Raw genomic sequence first — 17,137 nt, forward strand, 5'->3', positions numbered from 1 at the left:
GTTCGTTTGTACTAAAAAGATATGGCTGAGAAACGTAATATATTTCTAGTGGGCCCTATGGGGGCTGGCAAAAGCACAATTGGTCGTCACATTGCTGACCAATTACACCTTGAATTTTTCGATTCAGATCAAGAGATCGAGCGTCGTACTGGAGCAGATATTGCTTGGGTATTCGATCTTGAGGGTGAAGAGGGCTTTCGACTTCGTGAAGAAACTGTTATTTCAGACTTAACTGAGATGCAAGGTATCGTTCTTGCAACCGGTGGTGGTTCTGTGATCAGTAAAGAAGTACGTAATAAGCTTTCTGCTCGTGGTATTGTTGTATACCTTGAAACACCGATCGAAAAGCAAGTTGCACGCACGCAGCGCGACAAGCGTCGTCCATTATTGCAAACAGAAGAAGCACCGCGCGATGTATTAGAGCGCTTAGCTGAAGAACGCGAACCGCTATACAAAGAAGTCGCTGATTTTGTTGTCCGCACTGATGAACAAAGCGCAAAAGTTGTTGCTAATCAAATCATCGAGAAATTAGATTTTTAAAAACCAAGAATAAAAGGAAACTAGCGATGCTTGAATTAACTGTTAATTTGGACGAGCGAAGTTATCCTATTTATATTGGTCAATCTGCACTTCAATACGAAGGTCGACTCCGTGAACATATCGGTGATTGTCGACCTGTTATTATCACCAACGACACTATTGCACCTTTATATTTAGATGATGTAATGAGGTCGTTGGCTGATCTTAATCCGCTCTCTTTTATTATTCCTGATGGTGAACAATATAAGTCACTAGAGTGGTTTGAAAAGATTTCAGCATTTTTACTTGAGCATAACTGTGGCCGAGATACCTGCTTAATCGCTTTGGGTGGTGGTGTGGTTGGCGATTTAACAGGCTTTGTGGCTGCGTGTTATCAACGTGGCGTGCCGTTTATACAAGTACCAACAACTTTACTATCACAGGTCGATTCCTCGGTGGGTGGTAAAACAGCGGTAAATCATCCGTTAGGTAAGAACATGATTGGCGCTTTCTACCAGCCACAAGCGGTGTTCATTGATACTAAATCTTTGCATACGTTGCCTGAGCGTGAATTTGCAGCAGGTATGGCCGAAGTCATTAAGTACGGGCTGATCTACGATACAGAATTATTTGCTTACCTTGAGCAAAATATTGCCAACCTTAAATCACTCGATGAGCAAACATTACAACACGTGATTTACCGTTGCTGCGAAATAAAAGCGCTTATTGTTGCTGAAGATGAAAAAGAAGCGGGCTTGCGTGCATTATTGAACCTAGGTCATACGTTTGGTCATGCGATTGAAGCACAGATGGGTTATGGTAATTGGCTACACGGTGAAGCGGTTGCAGCTGGTATGGTATTGGCGGCAAGGCTAGCACACAAGCGTAATGATTTATCACAACAAGAGGTTGAACGTATTGAAGCGGTTATTGCTCAATACGATTTACCTGTGGAAGCGCCAGGTGATATGACTTGCGAGCAGTTTCTTGCTCATATGCGCAAAGACAAGAAAAATAAAAAAGGCACTATTCGTTTTATTCTTCCTACAAAATTTGGTCAATGTGCGCTGGTTAGTGATGTAACTGATCAGCAGGTTTGTGATTTACTTATACGCTGATGCAATCGCAAATATTGCCTAGCCGTGCTGCGCTAGTTGATCGAATCGCCCTGCAGTTTGAATATGGGCAAAACCTAATATGTTTATTAGGTCCTTCTGGTTTAGGGAAAAGTTATCTATTAGAAACTTTTATTACCGATAAGTACCTTGAGTTTAATAAAGCTTTTGTACAACTTAACGGTAAAATGACGGATCAGCAATTCGTTACTGATTTACTCGAACAGAATTTTCGCAACCCGCTTATCGATCACTCATTAACACTTTCAGAGAACTTTTATCAGCTCTATAAGCAGCAGCCATGTGGCGATTGTTTATGGGTTATCGATGGTGGTCGTCACTTATCAGAAGAGCTCGTTCAGCAGCTTGAACTTATCGCAAAGCAAAGCCCCAGTACCCTCTATATCCTAATTGCCTCGCAATCGGTAGGGCAGTTTACACAAGCCGTTGAAATTCATCTTGAAGCTCTCAATATAAGTGAGAGCAAACAATTGATGCGTTGGTTTTTTCCTAACTTGCCAGTTGAAGAAGATCCTGTTTTTCGCACTTTTGTTGAAGAAGCTAAGGGCAATCCGGCTCTTTTATTGGCTTGGCAGCCACAAGAACATACCGCTGATATTCGTGAACCAGAAAAAAGTTATAAATTACTCTACTTACTCTTATTACTGCTAACAACCATGTTGCTGATAATTGGCTTTTTATACAAGGCCGATATGACCGAGTGGTGGAAAGAACATTATCAACAAGATACAACAGCAAAGGTTGCCACTGCGCTACCAGCTGAAAAAATCATAGCACCAAGTGACAAAGCTCTTGAAAAAGCACCTATTGAAACCACTCAGCAACAAAGTAATGAGCAAGAACAACCCGTTGCTACGCTATCGCATGAAAATAACGTATCAGCAATTGTTGATAGTCTAGCTATTCCTGCACCTCAAGAAACGACTGAAAGTGATGATATCGCCACTGATTTAGTCGATGTATCTGCAGAGCAAGATAAGCTAACAGAGCCCACTGATGTCGCAACGTTAACAGGAAATGCCTGGTACTTAGCTGAACCTGATGGGCGCTTTGTTATTCAATTACTGGCAGTGACTAAACAAGAGATTACCGATAAGTTTATTACAGAAAATAACTTACAGGATACAGTTCATATATACCAAGCACTACGTAATGGTACACGTTGGTGGATTGTTACTTCCGGCAGTTATGAAACCTTAGGTGACGCAAAAAAGGCTGCTTTACAGCTTTCTGATAATGTGCGTAAAAATCAGCCTTTTTACAAAAAAATAAGTAAAATTAAGCAAGAAATCGCCTCACTAGATCAGTAAAATAAAACAGATTAGTGTAGAATCGCGCAACACTGAATTGAAGTTAAGAGCAGATGCAGCAAAAGACCAGAGCCTTCCTTAAGTGGGCAGGTGGAAAATACAGCTTAGTAGAAGATATTCATGCCCGTTTAAAAAAAGCGAGCGCGAGCGCTGATACCTTAGTTGAACCTTTTGTTGGTGCAGGTTCTGTTTTCTTAAATACAGATTTCAAGCATTACATTCTTAATGATATCAATGCAGACCTTATCAACCTATATACCGAACTAAAACGCACTCCGGATGAGTTTATTAGTGATGCGAAAAAACTATTCGTTGAATTAAATAATCATCCAGAAGCCTATTATGAGTACCGTGTTCAGTTTAATCAAAGTAATGATGTATATGAGCGTGCTATTTTATTCTTATACATGAACCGCCACGGCTACAATGGCTTATGTCGCTACAACCTCAAAGGCATTTTTAATGTGCCTTTTGGTAAATATAAGCGCCCATATTTTCCTGAAAAAGAAATGAACTTTTTTGCGCAAAAGGCACAGCAAGCAACCTTTACTTGCTTAGGTTATGACGAAGTATTTAAACTCATTCCTGAAAATGCGGTTGTTTATTGCGATCCACCTTATGTGCCTTTGAGTAAAACGGCCTCGTTTACCTCGTATGCGAAAGGGGGCTTTAATTTAGATGATCAAGCTAACCTTGCAAACCTGGCAGAGCAAACGGCATTTGAAAATAACACCCCTGTGCTTATCTCAAACCACGATACAGTGTGGACTCGGAAAATATACAGCCAAGCAGCACTTGATGAGATTCAGGTGAAACGCACAATTAGCCCAAAAGGTGGCTCGCGGAATAAGGTAAATGAGTTGATGGCTATGTATTTAGTACCAAAGAAACGGTGAAATAAATAGCCGCTACGAATAAGCTAAATAACACAAGAGCAATAGCAATGATCGTGCTTAATGAATGCTCTTTGAAATCGGCCTGACGTTTATTTTCTGATTGCACACCAAAAAAAGCAGCGAAAACACTTTGTAACGCGCTAAAAAACTTACTCATTGGGCTTAAAATTTTGAGCCTAAACTACTAACTTTCTTTGATTCTTCACTACTTGTTAGTAATTCTAGTAAATCTAAATAATGGAATTGTGCGCTGCGGCTATCGCCTGTAAGCCAAGAAAACCAACCTGTTTCTTGTTCGGCTTGCATACATTGATTCGCAGTTGAAGAAAGGCCTGTTGTGTTACATTGACAATTTGATGCAGTTAATAAAAAGTCATCATTCTCAGTTGAAAGCGAATGTGCAAAAGCAGCAACAGTCAGTGCGGACGCGATTAAGATCCCAGTTTTAAAAGCACGCATGGTAATAACCTTAGTTTATGTTATTTAGACAAGCATACCTAACAATTGCTCAAATAACAAACTTAATTAGTGCTGAATTTAAGGAAAAATTAATAAAATTAGTGTCTTGAGGTAAGCTTTATGTTTGGTTTTTGTGTGTCAAAACCTAACTATGCGAATAAATTAAATAATTTATTACTCATACTTAAGTTTAGTTAGCTTAATGGGCTCGTTCACAGTGTTTATTTACCTCACAAAGAGCGCGGTGTTTTAATCGGCTAGCTATTGGGTTACATTATGCGCTCTTCTTGCAGTCGCAAATTATGATGGAATTTCTCATGTTGGAAACATTACAAAAGTATTTAATAGCCCCGTCTATACTCTCGGCCGATTTTGCTCGCTTAGGTGAAGATGTTGATCGTGTACTCGCAAGTGGCGCTGATGTTGTACATTTTGATGTAATGGATAACCACTATGTGCCAAACCTAACTTTTGGCCCGATGATTTGTAAAGCACTGCGTGACTACGGCGTGACGGCACCGATTGATGTGCACCTCATGGTAAAACCAGTCGATCGTATTATCCCAGACTTTGCAGAAGCTGGCGCTTCAATTATTAGTTTTCACCCTGAAGCCAGTGAACATATTGATCGCACCTTGCAGCTCATAAAAGACAGTGGCTGCCAAGCTGGTTTGGTGTTCAACCCTGCAACCAGTCTTAGCTATCTTGAACATGTACTCGATAAAGTCGATGTGGTGTTATTAATGTCGGTTAACCCTGGCTTTGGTGGCCAAAGCTTTATTCCACATACTCTTGAGAAGCTTCGCCAAGCGCGTAAAATTATTGAGCAATCAGGCCGTAATATTCGTTTAGAAGTCGATGGTGGGGTTGGTGTTGATAACATTGCTGAAATTGCAAAAGCAGGCGCTGATATGTTTGTTTCAGGCTCTGCGATTTTCAATCAACCAGATTATAAAGCGGTAATCGATGCAATGCGTAACGAACTTGCGAAGGTTGATTCATGAAGTACGATGCAGCATTTTTTGATTTAGATGGCACCTTAGTCGACAGTGTTTATGATTTATACATAGCGATGAACCTGACTCTGACTGACCTAGCATTTCCGGTTGTTAGCCAAAAGTTGGTTGAAAGCTGGGTGGGAAATGGTATAGAAACGCTTGTAAAGCGTGGTTTGAGTGGCGATATGCAAGTCAGTGAACATTTAGATGAAGCCCTTGCTGAGCGCGCCATTAATTTGTTTTATCAGCATTACGACCAAGTTGTGGGTGACTATAGTGCGCTTTATCAGCATGTAGAAACGGGGCTTGCTGCGCTTGCTGGTATGCCTAAAGTGGTGATCACCAACAAAGCACGTCGTTTTACCGAGAAGTTACTTGATAAACTCTCACTGACCAGCCATTTTCAGCTGATTGTCTGTGGTGATGATATGGCAAAGAAGCCATCACCTGAGCCTTTACAGTTTGCATGTCAGAAACTTGATGTAAGCCCAGAAAAAGTAGTTATGATAGGCGATTCAAAAAGTGATATTTTGGCTGCCAAAGCGGCTAATATTGACGTTGTTGCGCTAGGCTACGGCTATAACCAAGGTGAAAACCTCGCTGATTTCAATCCAGAGTACCTCTGTGAGAATTTCTTAGATATAATACCTGTTCTTACCCAAAGGTAAGTGCATTTTAAATTCGTCTTTTTAAGTAAAAATATAAAGGAACATCATGAGTAAACCAGTAGTGTTAAGCGGCATTCAGCCAACCGGTGGTATGACAATAGGCAACTATGTTGGCGCTATTAACCAGTGGCTTAAGCTACAGGAAGACCACGAAAGTTTCTTTATGTTAGTAGATTTACACGCCATTACTGTACGTCAAGATCCTGAGCAACTACGCTCGCGCGTGCTTGACGGTATTGCGCTGTATGCAGCATGTGGTATCGACCCTGAGAAATCAGCACTATTTGTACAATCTCAAGTGCCAGAACATGCTCAGCTTAGCTGGGTATTAAATTGTTATGCGCAAATGGGTGAGCTTAACCGTATGACGCAGTTTAAAGATAAGTCGTCAAAGCATGCGAATAACGTAAATGTGGGCTTATTCTCTTACCCTGTGCTGCAAGCGGCTGATATCTTGTTATATCAGGCTGATCAAGTGCCAGTGGGTGAAGATCAAAAGCAACATCTTGAGTTAACACGGGATATCGCAACACGTTTCAATAACTTATACGGTGATGTTTTCAAACTACCTGAACCATACATCCCTGAGTTTGGTGCACGTGTAATGAGCTTGCAAGATCCACTGAAAAAAATGTCTAAGTCAGATGAAAATCCAAACGGTTACATCATGTTATTAGATGAGCCGAAGAAGATTGAAAAGAAACTGAAAAAAGCAGTAACCGATTCAGACGAGCAAGCGCGTATCTACTTTGACCGTGAAGAAAAACCAGGTGTATCTAACTTACTCACTTTATTATCAGTTGCAACTAAGCGCTCAATTGAAGACTTAGTACCTGAATATGAAGACAAAATGTATGGTCATCTGAAAAAAGACACAGCAGCAGCGGTTGTGAGTATGATTGAGCCAATCCAAGCGCGCTTTAAAGAAATTCGCGAAGATCAGTCACTACTTGATAGCATTATGAAATCAGGTGCTGAAAAGGCGAGTATCCGCGCTGAAAAAACATTAAAAGCTGTTTACGATGCGGTAGGTTTTATCCCTCGTCCGTAAGCTTTTCAACAAATTATTGAAATAAAAATACCGCTGAATAGCGGTATTTTTTTATTAAAAACTCAGCAAGATTAATACTGTAAACAAACAGATAAGTGCAGCAGCAGTTTTGTCTTTTTTTTCCATTTTTATTCCTCATCAGCGCTCAACTGTGTAATCACGTAGCCTTTACTTACCTGCCAAACGGCACTTTTTGCATTACAAATACTCGTTGTTAACAAGTAAGATACAGCAATTTTTGAGAGCAGTGATTGGGTTAGTTGTTTCATTCTTTTAGCCTGTTAATTGAGAAAAGCTTGCCCAATGTAATGGGCAAACAGGGCATTACTGGTTGAGTTTTAATTCAATTTTGTGGTCAATTTTTTGTTTATTTGCTCGGTTGAAACCTCGATAGATATCTTAAGATGTTGTTCTAATTCTTGAGTATCTTGGTTATTTAGTAAGAGGGTTGGCAGTGTAATAACAAGCGTGCTTACTGCGAGTATCGATATTATTTTTAAAGCAAAGTTGGTTGGTCGCCCGTTGATAAAAACTACTACAATAGCGAGGAAAGTTGCTAGAGTCGCTTACCTAGCTCTAGGCGATTTATATAGGTTTCAAAATGTTAATTAACGTAACTTCAATGGTTTAAATCTAATCTTTATAGGGAGAAATAAGCTTTTTAAATCATTTTATTTTTGTGGTTTTGCCTTTTGATGATAGTTTGAATACAGAAAATAGGAACTTGGAGGTTTTGATATGGGTTTTAAAGTAAAACATTATGCGGCTAAAACCGTGCCTGCGAATAGCTCATTAGAATGGGAGCTAATCTTAACTGAACTTATCATTGGTAGCCTTTGTGCTGCATTCGCAAAGATCGGCTATGATGCTGCTATGTTACTTATTTTTATACCCAACTTAGTAATCGCCTTAGTTTGCTTTGGCTTTATTGGGCTTTCGATATTTCATTTCATCAGAGAAAAACGCAGTAAGCCAAGTGAGTAGTATTGATTGCTGCGGTATTTTTTTGTCTGCTATTTAGTAACTGGCAAGATACCTGGTGAGTCACAAGCAATCACTTCAAAGCGGTAGCCATACTCCGCATTGTTATCTGGGGTTACTTGTACAATTTCGTAATCATTCAGTTCAACCGCTTTACTGTTTTCTGTTTTTACACAGCGGGAGTAACTATCCGCCTCAAAGCTGTAAGCAAACATAGCAATTAAGCGTTTACTGCGTTCAAAGTAGCCTTTAGTATCTAAAAACTGGCGTAGGTTTTCGGCTGTTTCGCCATCACCGTCAAGATTAATGTCAGGCTTTGGTGTGAGTGGTTTCTCTGAACTGTCTGGCAATTGTTGTTCTATTTTTTCACTGAGTTCTTCAACCGCTTTTTGTTGCTCTTCACCTGACTCTTTAGCAATGGCTTTACTATCTGCAAAGGTACTGACAATGTTGTCGAGTACTTCTTCAGGCGGCTGGTCGTCAATAAACGAAATCAGGTTGATCAATACCACTGACGCTAGTACGAAGCGTACTATGGCGGTTAATAGTGGCGAATAGCTTTGGCTTATAAACTTAATTCGCTCAGAGCCAAATGGTTTTATCAGTAATAAAGCAAAAATATAGAAAGGTAAAAAAAGTTGAAATAGTAATAGGGTCGCTAAGCTAATGCCCATCGCCCAAGGGGGTAAATATAAGAGAGTGGCAAAGTTATGTGTGTAGTTAAAGTGAGTTGATGAGACATGAGTTACATCGTTCACAATACCACTCGCACCTGCCAATACAAAGTTAGCGATACTGGCGTAGAAGATTAAAATCAACGCTTTGCCTGCAAGTGAATGCCAAAGCTGATTAAATTTGGGCCAAAATTCTATAACGAGAGCGATGATCGTAATGGTGGCACTTAACCAGCCCGATTGCAGAACAATCAGGCTGCTTAATGCTAACAGATAGAGCTTTTGTGCGGTACTTAAGTTAAACCAAATCGCTTGTATGCGCTCAACCAGCCTTGTTTTATGTGGCTGCCAGCTACGTTGCTGTTGTTGAAGCTGTTTATTCGCGCGCCATTTTGCAATTTTTAAATACCTACGCACGCATTATCCTTTTTATAACAGTGGTTTTAAGTATCTTCCTGTGTGTGAACGCTCACAATCAGCGACCTCTTCAGGTGTACCAGAAATTAAAATTTCACCGCCGCCTGAGCCACCTTCTGGACCTAAATCGACAATCCAGTCTGCGGTTTTAATCACATCAAGGTTATGCTCAATAACAACTATGGTATTACCGTGATCGCGTAAGCGGTGAAGTACTACTAATAATTGCTGAATATCAGCAAAGTGTAAACCCGTAGTTGGCTCATCAAGGATATATAAGGTTTTACCGGTATCGCGTTTTGACAGTTCACGAGCCAGTTTTACACGCTGCGCTTCACCACCTGAAAGAGTCGTTGCCGCTTGACCTAAGCGAATATACGATAAGCCGACATCCATTAAGGTTTGCAGTTTACGTGCAATAGCCGGAATTTTATCAAAGTAGTCACGGGCATCTTCTACGGTCATTTCGAGTACTTGGTGAATGTTTTTACCTTTGTACTGTACTTCGAGGGTTTCACGGTTGTAGCGCTGGCCTTTACATACATCACAAGGTACATATACATCAGGTAAAAAGTGCATTTCTACCTTGATCACACCATCGCCTTGGCACGCTTCACAACGACCACCTTTAACGTTAAAGCTAAAACGACCAACCTTATAGCCACGCGAGCGGGCTTCTTGAGTACCCGCAAATAGCTCACGAATACCAGTAAAAATGCCGGTGTAAGTTGCAGGGTTTGAGCGCGGAGTACGGCCAATCGGGCTTTGGTCAATATCAATCACTTTATCAAAATGATCTAGGCCCTTGATTGACTTGTACGGGGCCGCTTCGGCGGTCGTTGCGCCATTTAACTCGGTATGAGCCAGCTTAAATAAAGTGTCGTTGATAAGCGTTGATTTACCTGAGCCTGATACACCCGTGATACAGGTCATTAAGCCAAATGGAATACGTAAATCAACGTTCTTTAAGTTGTTACCTGTGGCACCAAATAACTCAAGCCATTTGTCGGTGGTTTGATGGCGAGCCGTTGGTACTTCGATTTTCTTTTCGCCAGAGAGGTACTGACCTGTGATTGAATCTTTACTCGCTAGAATATCGTCGTGGGTACCCTCGGCAATAACATGGCCACCATGAACACCCGCACCAGGACCAATATCGATAATATGGTCTGCAGCGCGAATGGCATCTTCGTCATGCTCAACCACAATCACTGTATTGCCTAAATCGCGCAAGTGAATAAGGGTTTTTAATAGGCGGTCGTTATCGCGCTGATGCAAACCAATGGATGGCTCATCCAATACGTACATTACACCAACAAGACCTGCACCGATTTGACTTGCTAAACGAATACGCTGCGCTTCACCGCCAGACAGGGTGTCGGCACTTCGCTCAAGCGATAAATAATTAAGGCCTACATTAATTAAAAAAGATAAACGGTCACGAATTTCTTTAAGGATTTTATCAGCAATTTGCGCGCGCTGGCCTGTTAGATTTAAACCATCAAAAAATGCCATGCTTTCACCAATACTCATTGTGGTGATTGCAGGTAGATTGGTTTGGCCTATAAATACATGGCGAGCTTCTTCGCGTAATCGAGAGCCATGACAGCTCGGGCACGCTTGGCTTGTTTGGTATTTTGCGAGCTCTTCACGCACTGAGTTTGACTCTGTTTCACGGTAGCGGCGATTCATATTATTTAAAACGCCTTCAAACTCATGGTTACGCGTAATTAAATCACCACGGTCGTTACGGTAATTAAAGGCGATTTTAGTTTTACCTGAACCTTCAAGAATCACCTTTTGCGCATCTTTACCAAGTTCTTGGAAAGGCACTTCTAGGTCAAACTTATAATGCTCTGCGACAGCTTGCAGCATTTGGAAGTAATAAAAGCTACGTTTGTCCCAACCTTTAATTGCACCACCCGATAGGCTTAGCTCAGGATTTTGCACAACACGGTTTGGATCAAAATACTGACGCACACCTAAACCATCACAGCTTTGACACGCACCCGCAGGGTTGTTAAACGAGAATAAACGCGGCTCAAGTTCACTCATTGCATAGCCACACGTTGGGCAGGCAAAATTAGCAGAAAACAGCATGTCTTCGCTGAGTGAATCGTCCATTGCCGCTACATGGGCAATACCAGCTGATAGCTCAAGGGCCGTTTCGAATGATTCAGCTAAACGCTGTTGTTGGCCATCTTTAACTTTAAAGCGGTCAACCACAACTTCAATCGTATGCTTTTTATGAAGCTCAAGGGTCGGTGGATCTGATAAGTCACAGACTTCGCCATCGATGCGTGCGCGAATAAAACCTTGGCTTGCGAGTTGCTCAAGCAGCTTAACATGCTCACCTTTTCGGTCTTTCACAACCGGTGCTAACAACATTAGCTTGCTCCCTTCTGGTAGGGCTAAAACTGTGTCGACCATTTGGCTGATCGTTTGTGCTGCAAGCGGTAAGTCGTGAGTAGGGCAGCGAGGCTCACCGACACGGGCAAATAATAAACGTAGGTAATCGTAAATCTCAGTGATTGTACCAACTGTTGAACGCGGGTTATGCGAGGTCGATTTTTGCTCGATAGAGATAGCTGGCGATAAACCTTCGATGTGATCGACATCGGGTTTTTCCATTAGCGATAAGAACTGTCTTGCATACGCTGACAGTGATTCAACATAACGACGTTGCCCTTCTGCATACAAAGTATCAAACGCTAAAGACGATTTCCCTGAACCAGATAGGCCAGTGATAACTATCAGCTTATCACGGGGAATGGTTAGGCTGATGTCTTTTAAGTTGTGCGTGCGGGCGCCTCGGACTTCAATGTTTTCCATGCTATCTCGTTTTATTACCTAATTATTTTTTCAGTATCTCATAATACGCGATAAGATTAATCCTTGATCAAAGAAAAAATCATCACTTACAGGTGATTATTTAGTTTTCGCTTGTGGTAGAATCCACGCTCACATTTTAATAGACAGCAAGATCAGTAATTCATGACAGCATCTTCACTCAACTCTCGAGAAAAACGCGCAGCCGTTTCGTTGGCGAGCGTATTTGCATTCCGTATGCTTGGCCTATTTATGCTGATGCCAGTATTGGCGATTTATGGTCAGCAATTAGAAGGGTTTTCGCCACTGTGGATTGGCTTTGCTATCGGTGCCTATGGTTTAACACAAGCCGTGCTGCAAATTCCGATGGGTTGGTTGTCTGATAAAATTGGTCGTAAAAAAGTGATTATTGGTGGCCTTTGTGTGTTTGCACTTGGCTCTGTTATTGCGGCAACCGCTGAGTCTGTGCAAATGGTGACACTAGGGCGTGCACTGCAAGGTATGGGTGCGATTGCCAGTGCCTTATTGGCGCTGGCTTCTGATTTAAGCCGTGATGAACAACGTCCGAAAGTTATGGCCGTGATTGGCATGTGCATTGGTATGAGCTTTGCTGTTGCTATGCTACTTGGGCCAATTGTTGCTGCCTCTTGGGGAGTTGCTGGAGTATTTTGGCTTACCGCAGGGCTTGCTATTTTAGGTATTTTTATTGTGTTATTTTTAGTGCCTAATGCGGTTAGTAAAGCCCCAAAAGGCGACACGCTCGCGACGCTTGATGACATTAAGCAACTGATTAAACACCCGCAATTAGCACGCCTTGATTTTGGTGTGATGTTGCTTCACCTGACATTAACCACCGTATTTGTCGCCTTACCAGGTCAGCTTATCAAAGATGGTTTAATTGCAGACCATCATTGGTATTTATACATCCCTGTGCTGTTTTTAGCGTTTTTCTTGATGGCTCCAATGATGATAGTGGCGATTCGAAAAGAAAAAGAGAAACAAGCCTTTATTGGCTCAATCGCGCTGCTTGTTTTAAGTATGCTCGCGATGTCGTTATGGGTTGATTCGGTGATTGGCATTGGTATTTGTATGCTGGTTTACTTTATTGCTTTTAACTTTTTAGAAGCAACCATGCCTGCACTTGTGTCGCGTATTGCCCCTGCAAATCAAAAAGGTTCTGCGATGGGGGTGTTCTCATCAACGCAGTTTTTTGGTGCCTTTTTAGGTGGTTTATTAGGGGGTTACGTTGCTCAAGTGTTAAGTGCGCAAGCAGTGTTTGCGGCGGCAGCACTTGTTGGGTTAATATGGCTTATCCTTGCTTGGAATATGCAAGTCCCACCAAGAAGTAAAATTATTAGCTTAATGACTGAATTAAGTTCAGAGCAGCAGGCACAAGTGCTTGCTTCTCGTCTAGTTGCTTTACCGGGCGTAATTGAAGCAACGGTTGTTTGTGATGAAAATCGCAGCTATTTAAAGATTAATGATAAAGAATTTGACCTAGACCAAGCACGTAAAGTGGCTGGTTTAATCTAACGTTTTATAGGAGAAGTTCCATGGCACGCGGTGTGAACAAAGTTATCTTGGTTGGTAATTTAGGCCAAGATCCAGAAGTACGTTATATGCCTAATGGCAATGGCGTAGCGAATATCAGCATTGCTACGACAGATAGCTGGAAAGATAAAAACACAGGGCAAATGCAAGAGCGTACTGAATGGCACCGTGTTGTGTTATTTGGCAAACTCGCTGAAGTAGCTGGTGAGTATCTTCGTAAAGGTTCACAAGTGTACATTGAAGGTCGTTTACAAACGCGTAAATGGACTGACCAATCAGGCCAAGAAAAATACACCACAGAGATCGTGGTAGACATGGGCGGCCAAATGCAAATGTTAGGTGGCCGTGGTGGCGATCAGCAAGGTGGTGGTTATCAAGGTGGCCAATCACAAGGCGGTTACCAAGGTGGCCAACAACAAGGTGGCGGCTACGGCGGTGGCTCACAACAAGCACAAAGCAATAATAGCTATGCGCCACAACAACAGTCTGCGCCAGCACAGCAGCAACAGCGCCCGCAACAGCAACCTGCACCACAACAACAAAGTAATAACCAGTATGGTGGCGGTTATGGTCAACAGCAGCAAAACAACGCGCCACAACAAGGCGGTGGCTTTGCGCCTAAACCTCAAAATGCACCACAAGGCGGCGCATCAAACCCGATGGAGCCACCAATCGATTTTGATGATGATATTCCGTTCTAATTCACACACATTGAGTGTTTGAGTTATTTAAACCCAGCCTAGTTGCTGGGTTTTTTATTGCTTTAAAATGGCTTTGTTATTTTGTGTAAGCATGCAGCTGTCGGTTACAAAATAATTATCATTAGCACTTTTTGCTAGGTGTTTAAAATTACATGACTTTTGACAGCGTTGGTCTTAGGATAATTCTGAAATTGCTTTTAATCGCTCTGTAGCCTTGTATTTATAGGGTTCTTGAACAACACTTTGTGTATGTTTGAGCAACAAAGCTGTGAAATGAGAAAAGATTTTACCGCACATATTAAGAAATCGGAGGCCATTTATATGGCGGCCGTTTTTTTGCTATTAGTTGTTTTTAATATTTTTTTAAGTGATGTACTACACGAAAAAGTACATAACTCAGGGACTGAGCTTGCCAAGCAAGTCTATGACTTAAGTCTCGATCCTGTTTCCTCACATGACATTATTGCAACTTTAGTTCAAAGCCAAGGGTTTGTGATGAATACGGCAGAGGTATCACCTAGTTTAGCTAAGTTTATTGATCTAGAGCAGGAAGTTTTTAGCTATAAAACGGTGAGCCTCCGGTTATTTCATTGGCCTTCTTGGTTAGTGGAAAGCCATTTGTTTTTGTTTCTAAATTTAATCTTGGTTGGAGCGTGTTATTGGGGGTTACGTCGCTGGCGAATGGCGCTTAAAACACCGATGCTGGAAGATACAAGGATTAAGAAGCAAGCTCAATTGAGTGAAGGTGAGCCAGAAAAGCCTCGTAAATCAATAACACCAAAGCTTTTGCCCCATCAAGATTTGAACATTCTGTATGGTGTTCCTACCAATTATAACCATTTATTTTCGTTATTTTTTTGGAAAACTCCTTTTCCTGAAAACTTGGATGTCGATAATTATTTTAAATTAGTGATTGCTAAAGGATTTGGTGAGCTGGTTAATCGCTCTGTTAAGTTGCTCCCTTCAGGGGGAATTGCAGTCACATTGAATAGCGTCCCTGCGACTGAGGTTGATAAATACACTAAGCGATTGCATCAAGTTATCTACCAAGCATGTCTTAATTATCGCAGTGACTTGTCCCGCAGTGATGTAAAAATCGGGGTATGTAATTACCGTACAGGCGCAGATCAAGCGGTTGTTTATCAATTGACTAAATCGGCTCTTGCGCTAGCAAAACAAAGTGCTTGGCAACATATTCATCGCTTGCCATTTGGGCACACGCAATCGAGTGTGCTCGCTGACAGCAAAGAACACTTATTTGAATATATAAAGAAAAAGCACTTTATGCTTTTTTTCCAACCGTTATTTGATTTGCAGACCGGCGATATCCTTCAGCATGAAGCGTTAATTCGCATTCGTCATAAAAGTCTCGGGCTTTTGGCTGCGCGTCATTTTATCCCGCAGATGAGCAGTAAAAAGGATGTACTTTTACTTGATCAAACGGTTGTTTTGCAGGTAAAAAAAATGCTGTTGAGTGAACGAGGGGCAATGGCTGTTAGCATCAACTTACATGCTCTGAATTGGTTTAACAAAGAGTTTTGGCAGTGGTTGAAAGATGAGATGCGAAGCTGTGATACGGTCAGTAAGCTGCAATTTGAATTAAATGAGGATGATTTTTTAAAGCAGCGCCATCGGTTAGCAGGGCAATTAGATTGTTTGGGAAAATTGTCGGCAGGTGTGGTGATTGATAATGTACGCAGCGCAGAGCATTTACCTCTTTACCGTGAACTTGCTAATTTTTGCGCCATAAAACTTGCGTTTGAGTTAATACACAATATTGATACTAACAAGCAACAGCAAAAGATCGTGAAGCAAATTATTGCAAAAGGGCATGAATTAAGTTGCCCTGTTTATGCCGTGGGTGTTGAGACACAAAATGAGTTAGCAACGCTGAAAAATTTAGGAGTGGTTGCTGCACAAGGGTTTTATTTTGCTGAACCACTGCAAAAGTTGGCGGATATTACCCCATATAGCTGACCGTCGCTAAATTAAGCCCCTGTACTTTAACCCATTTAGACCTTGTAACCCGCCTGTGTGGATGGCGGTTATTACACTTCCAGATGTAAAGTAACCTTGCTCAATTAACTGCCAAATAGCATACATCATTTTTCCACTATAAATAGGCTCAAGGGGAATGTTGTATTGGTGTGTAAAGGTTTGGCAAAAACGCCATAGCTCATCAGAAAACTTGCCATAACCGCCATCATGATAGTCACATAAAAGTTGCCAGTTGTGCTGTTCTTTTGCTTTTTTACTGAGTTGTTTTATTTCTTCGATTAAATAATCAGCTTGTTTAAGGACAGCAATACCTAAAAGGGTTGTTTGATTGCTCGTTCCTTCTATTAATCCTGCTAATGTGCCACCGCTACCAGTTGGGCAAATAATATAGTCACTGGGTGGTAAGCTTTGTGCCAATTCCATACAGCCTTTAATCGCAGCAAGGTTTGTTCCCCCTTCAGGCAAGATGTAAGCATTAGGAAACTGCTTTTGTAGTTCGTCTAAGTAATGGGGGTCATGACGCTGGCGGTAAGTAAGGCGATTGACCGGATGTAGCGTCATACCAAAGCGCTTTGCATTGTTTAGCGTCGGGTTAGCTTCATCAAGTAAGGGGCCACGGATAATACCATGAGTTTTGAAGGCAAATAGTTTTCCTGCGATTGCACTGGCATGGATATGATTTGAGAATGCGCCACCAAAGGTTAACAGCTCTGATTTACCCTGTTGCTGCATTATTTGTAAATTAAATTTAAGTTTTCGCCATTTATTGCCGCTTATTTTGGGGTGGATCAGGTCATCACGTTTGATAAATAACTGTAAGTTATGCGCTTCTAACAGAGGGTGGCAAATGGGTTGAATGGGTGACTCACAACTAATATTCACGATGCTACTTAGATAAAAAATGGGGCTCAATTATAGCAAAATCGTCATATAGATAGAAATTAGTCAA

17 protein-coding genes are annotated in these 17,137 nt (G+C 41.5%); 11 read left to right on the forward strand and 6 right to left on the reverse strand.

Features of this window, described 5'->3' with window-relative positions; genetic code table 11:
* The first annotated feature begins 21 nt into the window (after window positions 1-21).
* Genes aroK through LY624_RS02080 form a run of 4 tightly spaced genes read left to right on the forward strand, consistent with a single transcriptional unit; the run spans window position 22 to window position 3,861 of the window.
* Window positions 22-540 (forward strand): shikimate kinase AroK, encoded by a 519-nt coding sequence (aroK, locus tag LY624_RS02065; protein WP_036973192.1) that lies wholly within the window; start codon window positions 22-24, stop codon window positions 538-540.
* A gap of 26 nt (window positions 541-566) precedes the next feature.
* Complete coding sequence (gene aroB, locus LY624_RS02070) at window positions 567-1,637, forward strand: 3-dehydroquinate synthase (protein WP_341803759.1); 1,071 nt, start codon at window positions 567-569, stop codon at window positions 1,635-1,637.
* A complete protein-coding gene (locus tag LY624_RS02075; RefSeq protein WP_341803760.1) occupies window positions 1,637-2,965 on the forward strand; it encodes an AAA family ATPase in 1,329 nt (442 codons plus the stop codon). Before aroB ends, LY624_RS02075 begins: the two co-directional genes overlap by 1 nt.
* Window positions 2,966-3,018: 53 nt before the next feature.
* Complete coding sequence (locus tag LY624_RS02080) at window positions 3,019-3,861, forward strand: Dam family site-specific DNA-(adenine-N6)-methyltransferase (RefSeq protein WP_341803761.1); 843 nt, start codon at window positions 3,019-3,021, stop codon at window positions 3,859-3,861.
* Here the strand turns inward: LY624_RS02080 and LY624_RS02085 are convergent.
* Window positions 3,833-4,018, reverse strand: a complete 186-nt coding sequence (locus tag LY624_RS02085; RefSeq protein ID WP_237119770.1) for a DUF2970 domain-containing protein — start codon at window positions 4,016-4,018, stop codon at window positions 3,833-3,835. The two genes, LY624_RS02080 and LY624_RS02085, sit on opposite strands and share 29 nt — an antisense overlap.
* A 5-nt stretch (window positions 4,019-4,023) precedes the next feature.
* On the reverse strand, window positions 4,024-4,320 hold the full coding sequence (locus LY624_RS02090; RefSeq protein WP_341803762.1) for a hypothetical protein: 297 nt from the start codon (window positions 4,318-4,320) through the stop codon (window positions 4,024-4,026).
* A gap of 317 nt (window positions 4,321-4,637) precedes the next feature.
* On the opposite strand from LY624_RS02090, the gene rpe reads away from it, so the two are divergent.
* From rpe to trpS, 3 genes are read left to right on the forward strand one after another with little or no spacing between them, the layout of a single operon-like run.
* A complete protein-coding gene (rpe, locus tag LY624_RS02095) occupies window positions 4,638-5,324 on the forward strand; it encodes a ribulose-phosphate 3-epimerase (RefSeq protein WP_237119768.1) in 687 nt (228 codons plus the stop codon).
* Window positions 5,321-5,986: a phosphoglycolate phosphatase gene (locus tag LY624_RS02100; protein ID WP_341803763.1), complete on the forward strand. Its 666-nt coding sequence runs from the start codon at window positions 5,321-5,323 to the stop codon at window positions 5,984-5,986. Before rpe ends, LY624_RS02100 begins: the two co-directional genes overlap by 4 nt.
* 46 nt (window positions 5,987-6,032) lie before the next feature.
* The gene (gene trpS, locus LY624_RS02105) at window positions 6,033-7,037 is read left to right on the forward strand and encodes a tryptophan--tRNA ligase (RefSeq protein WP_130151674.1); all 1,005 of its coding nucleotides are present in this window, start codon (window positions 6,033-6,035) and stop codon (window positions 7,035-7,037) included.
* 128 nt (window positions 7,038-7,165) lie between these two features.
* Here trpS and LY624_RS02110 read toward each other — a convergent pair whose 3' ends face one another.
* Window positions 7,166-7,306, reverse strand: coding sequence for a hypothetical protein (locus LY624_RS02110; protein WP_341803764.1), 141 nt, complete (start codon window positions 7,304-7,306; stop codon window positions 7,166-7,168).
* Between the two features lie 469 nt (window positions 7,307-7,775).
* Between LY624_RS02110 and LY624_RS02115 the strand changes: the two genes are divergently transcribed.
* A complete protein-coding gene (locus tag LY624_RS02115; RefSeq protein ID WP_130151675.1) occupies window positions 7,776-8,021 on the forward strand; it encodes a hypothetical protein in 246 nt (81 codons plus the stop codon).
* 29 nt (window positions 8,022-8,050) lie between these two features.
* On the opposite strand, the gene LY624_RS02120 is transcribed toward LY624_RS02115, so the two are convergent.
* Together LY624_RS02120 and uvrA are read right to left on the reverse strand one after the other, a co-directional pair.
* Window positions 8,051-9,109 carry a hypothetical protein gene (locus LY624_RS02120; RefSeq protein ID WP_130151676.1) on the reverse strand — a complete coding sequence of 353 codons (1,059 nt, stop codon included), beginning with the start codon at window positions 9,107-9,109 and terminating at the stop codon, window positions 8,051-8,053.
* 12 nt (window positions 9,110-9,121) lie between these two features.
* Window positions 9,122-11,941, reverse strand: coding sequence for an excinuclease ABC subunit UvrA (gene uvrA, locus LY624_RS02125; RefSeq protein ID WP_341803765.1), 2,820 nt, complete (start codon window positions 11,939-11,941; stop codon window positions 9,122-9,124).
* A gap of 162 nt (window positions 11,942-12,103) precedes the next feature.
* Here uvrA and LY624_RS02130 point away from each other — a divergent pair, with 162 nt between their 5' ends.
* The 3 genes from LY624_RS02130 to LY624_RS02140 all read left to right on the forward strand — a co-directional run bounded on the left by LY624_RS02130 (window position 12,104) and on the right by LY624_RS02140 (window position 16,167).
* Entirely contained in the window at window positions 12,104-13,471 is a 1,368-nt protein-coding gene (locus LY624_RS02130; RefSeq protein ID WP_341803767.1) for an MFS transporter, read from the forward strand.
* Between the two features lie 20 nt (window positions 13,472-13,491).
* Window positions 13,492-14,190, forward strand: a complete 699-nt coding sequence (gene ssb / locus LY624_RS02135) for a single-stranded DNA-binding protein (RefSeq protein ID WP_130151679.1) — start codon at window positions 13,492-13,494, stop codon at window positions 14,188-14,190.
* Between the two features lie 321 nt (window positions 14,191-14,511).
* A complete protein-coding gene (locus LY624_RS02140) occupies window positions 14,512-16,167 on the forward strand; it encodes an EAL domain-containing protein (RefSeq protein WP_165381501.1) in 1,656 nt (551 codons plus the stop codon).
* A 6-nt stretch (window positions 16,168-16,173) separates the two neighbouring features.
* Here LY624_RS02140 and LY624_RS02145 read toward each other — a convergent pair whose 3' ends face one another.
* Window positions 16,174-17,070 carry a 1-aminocyclopropane-1-carboxylate deaminase/D-cysteine desulfhydrase gene (locus LY624_RS02145; protein WP_341803768.1) on the reverse strand — a complete coding sequence of 299 codons (897 nt, stop codon included), beginning with the start codon at window positions 17,068-17,070 and terminating at the stop codon, window positions 16,174-16,176.
* Between the last annotated feature and the right edge of the window lie 67 nt (window positions 17,071-17,137).

It is taken from the genome of Pseudoalteromonas sp. N1230-9 (assembly GCF_032716425.1).
Classification (GTDB): Bacteria; Pseudomonadota; Gammaproteobacteria; order Enterobacterales; family Alteromonadaceae; genus Pseudoalteromonas.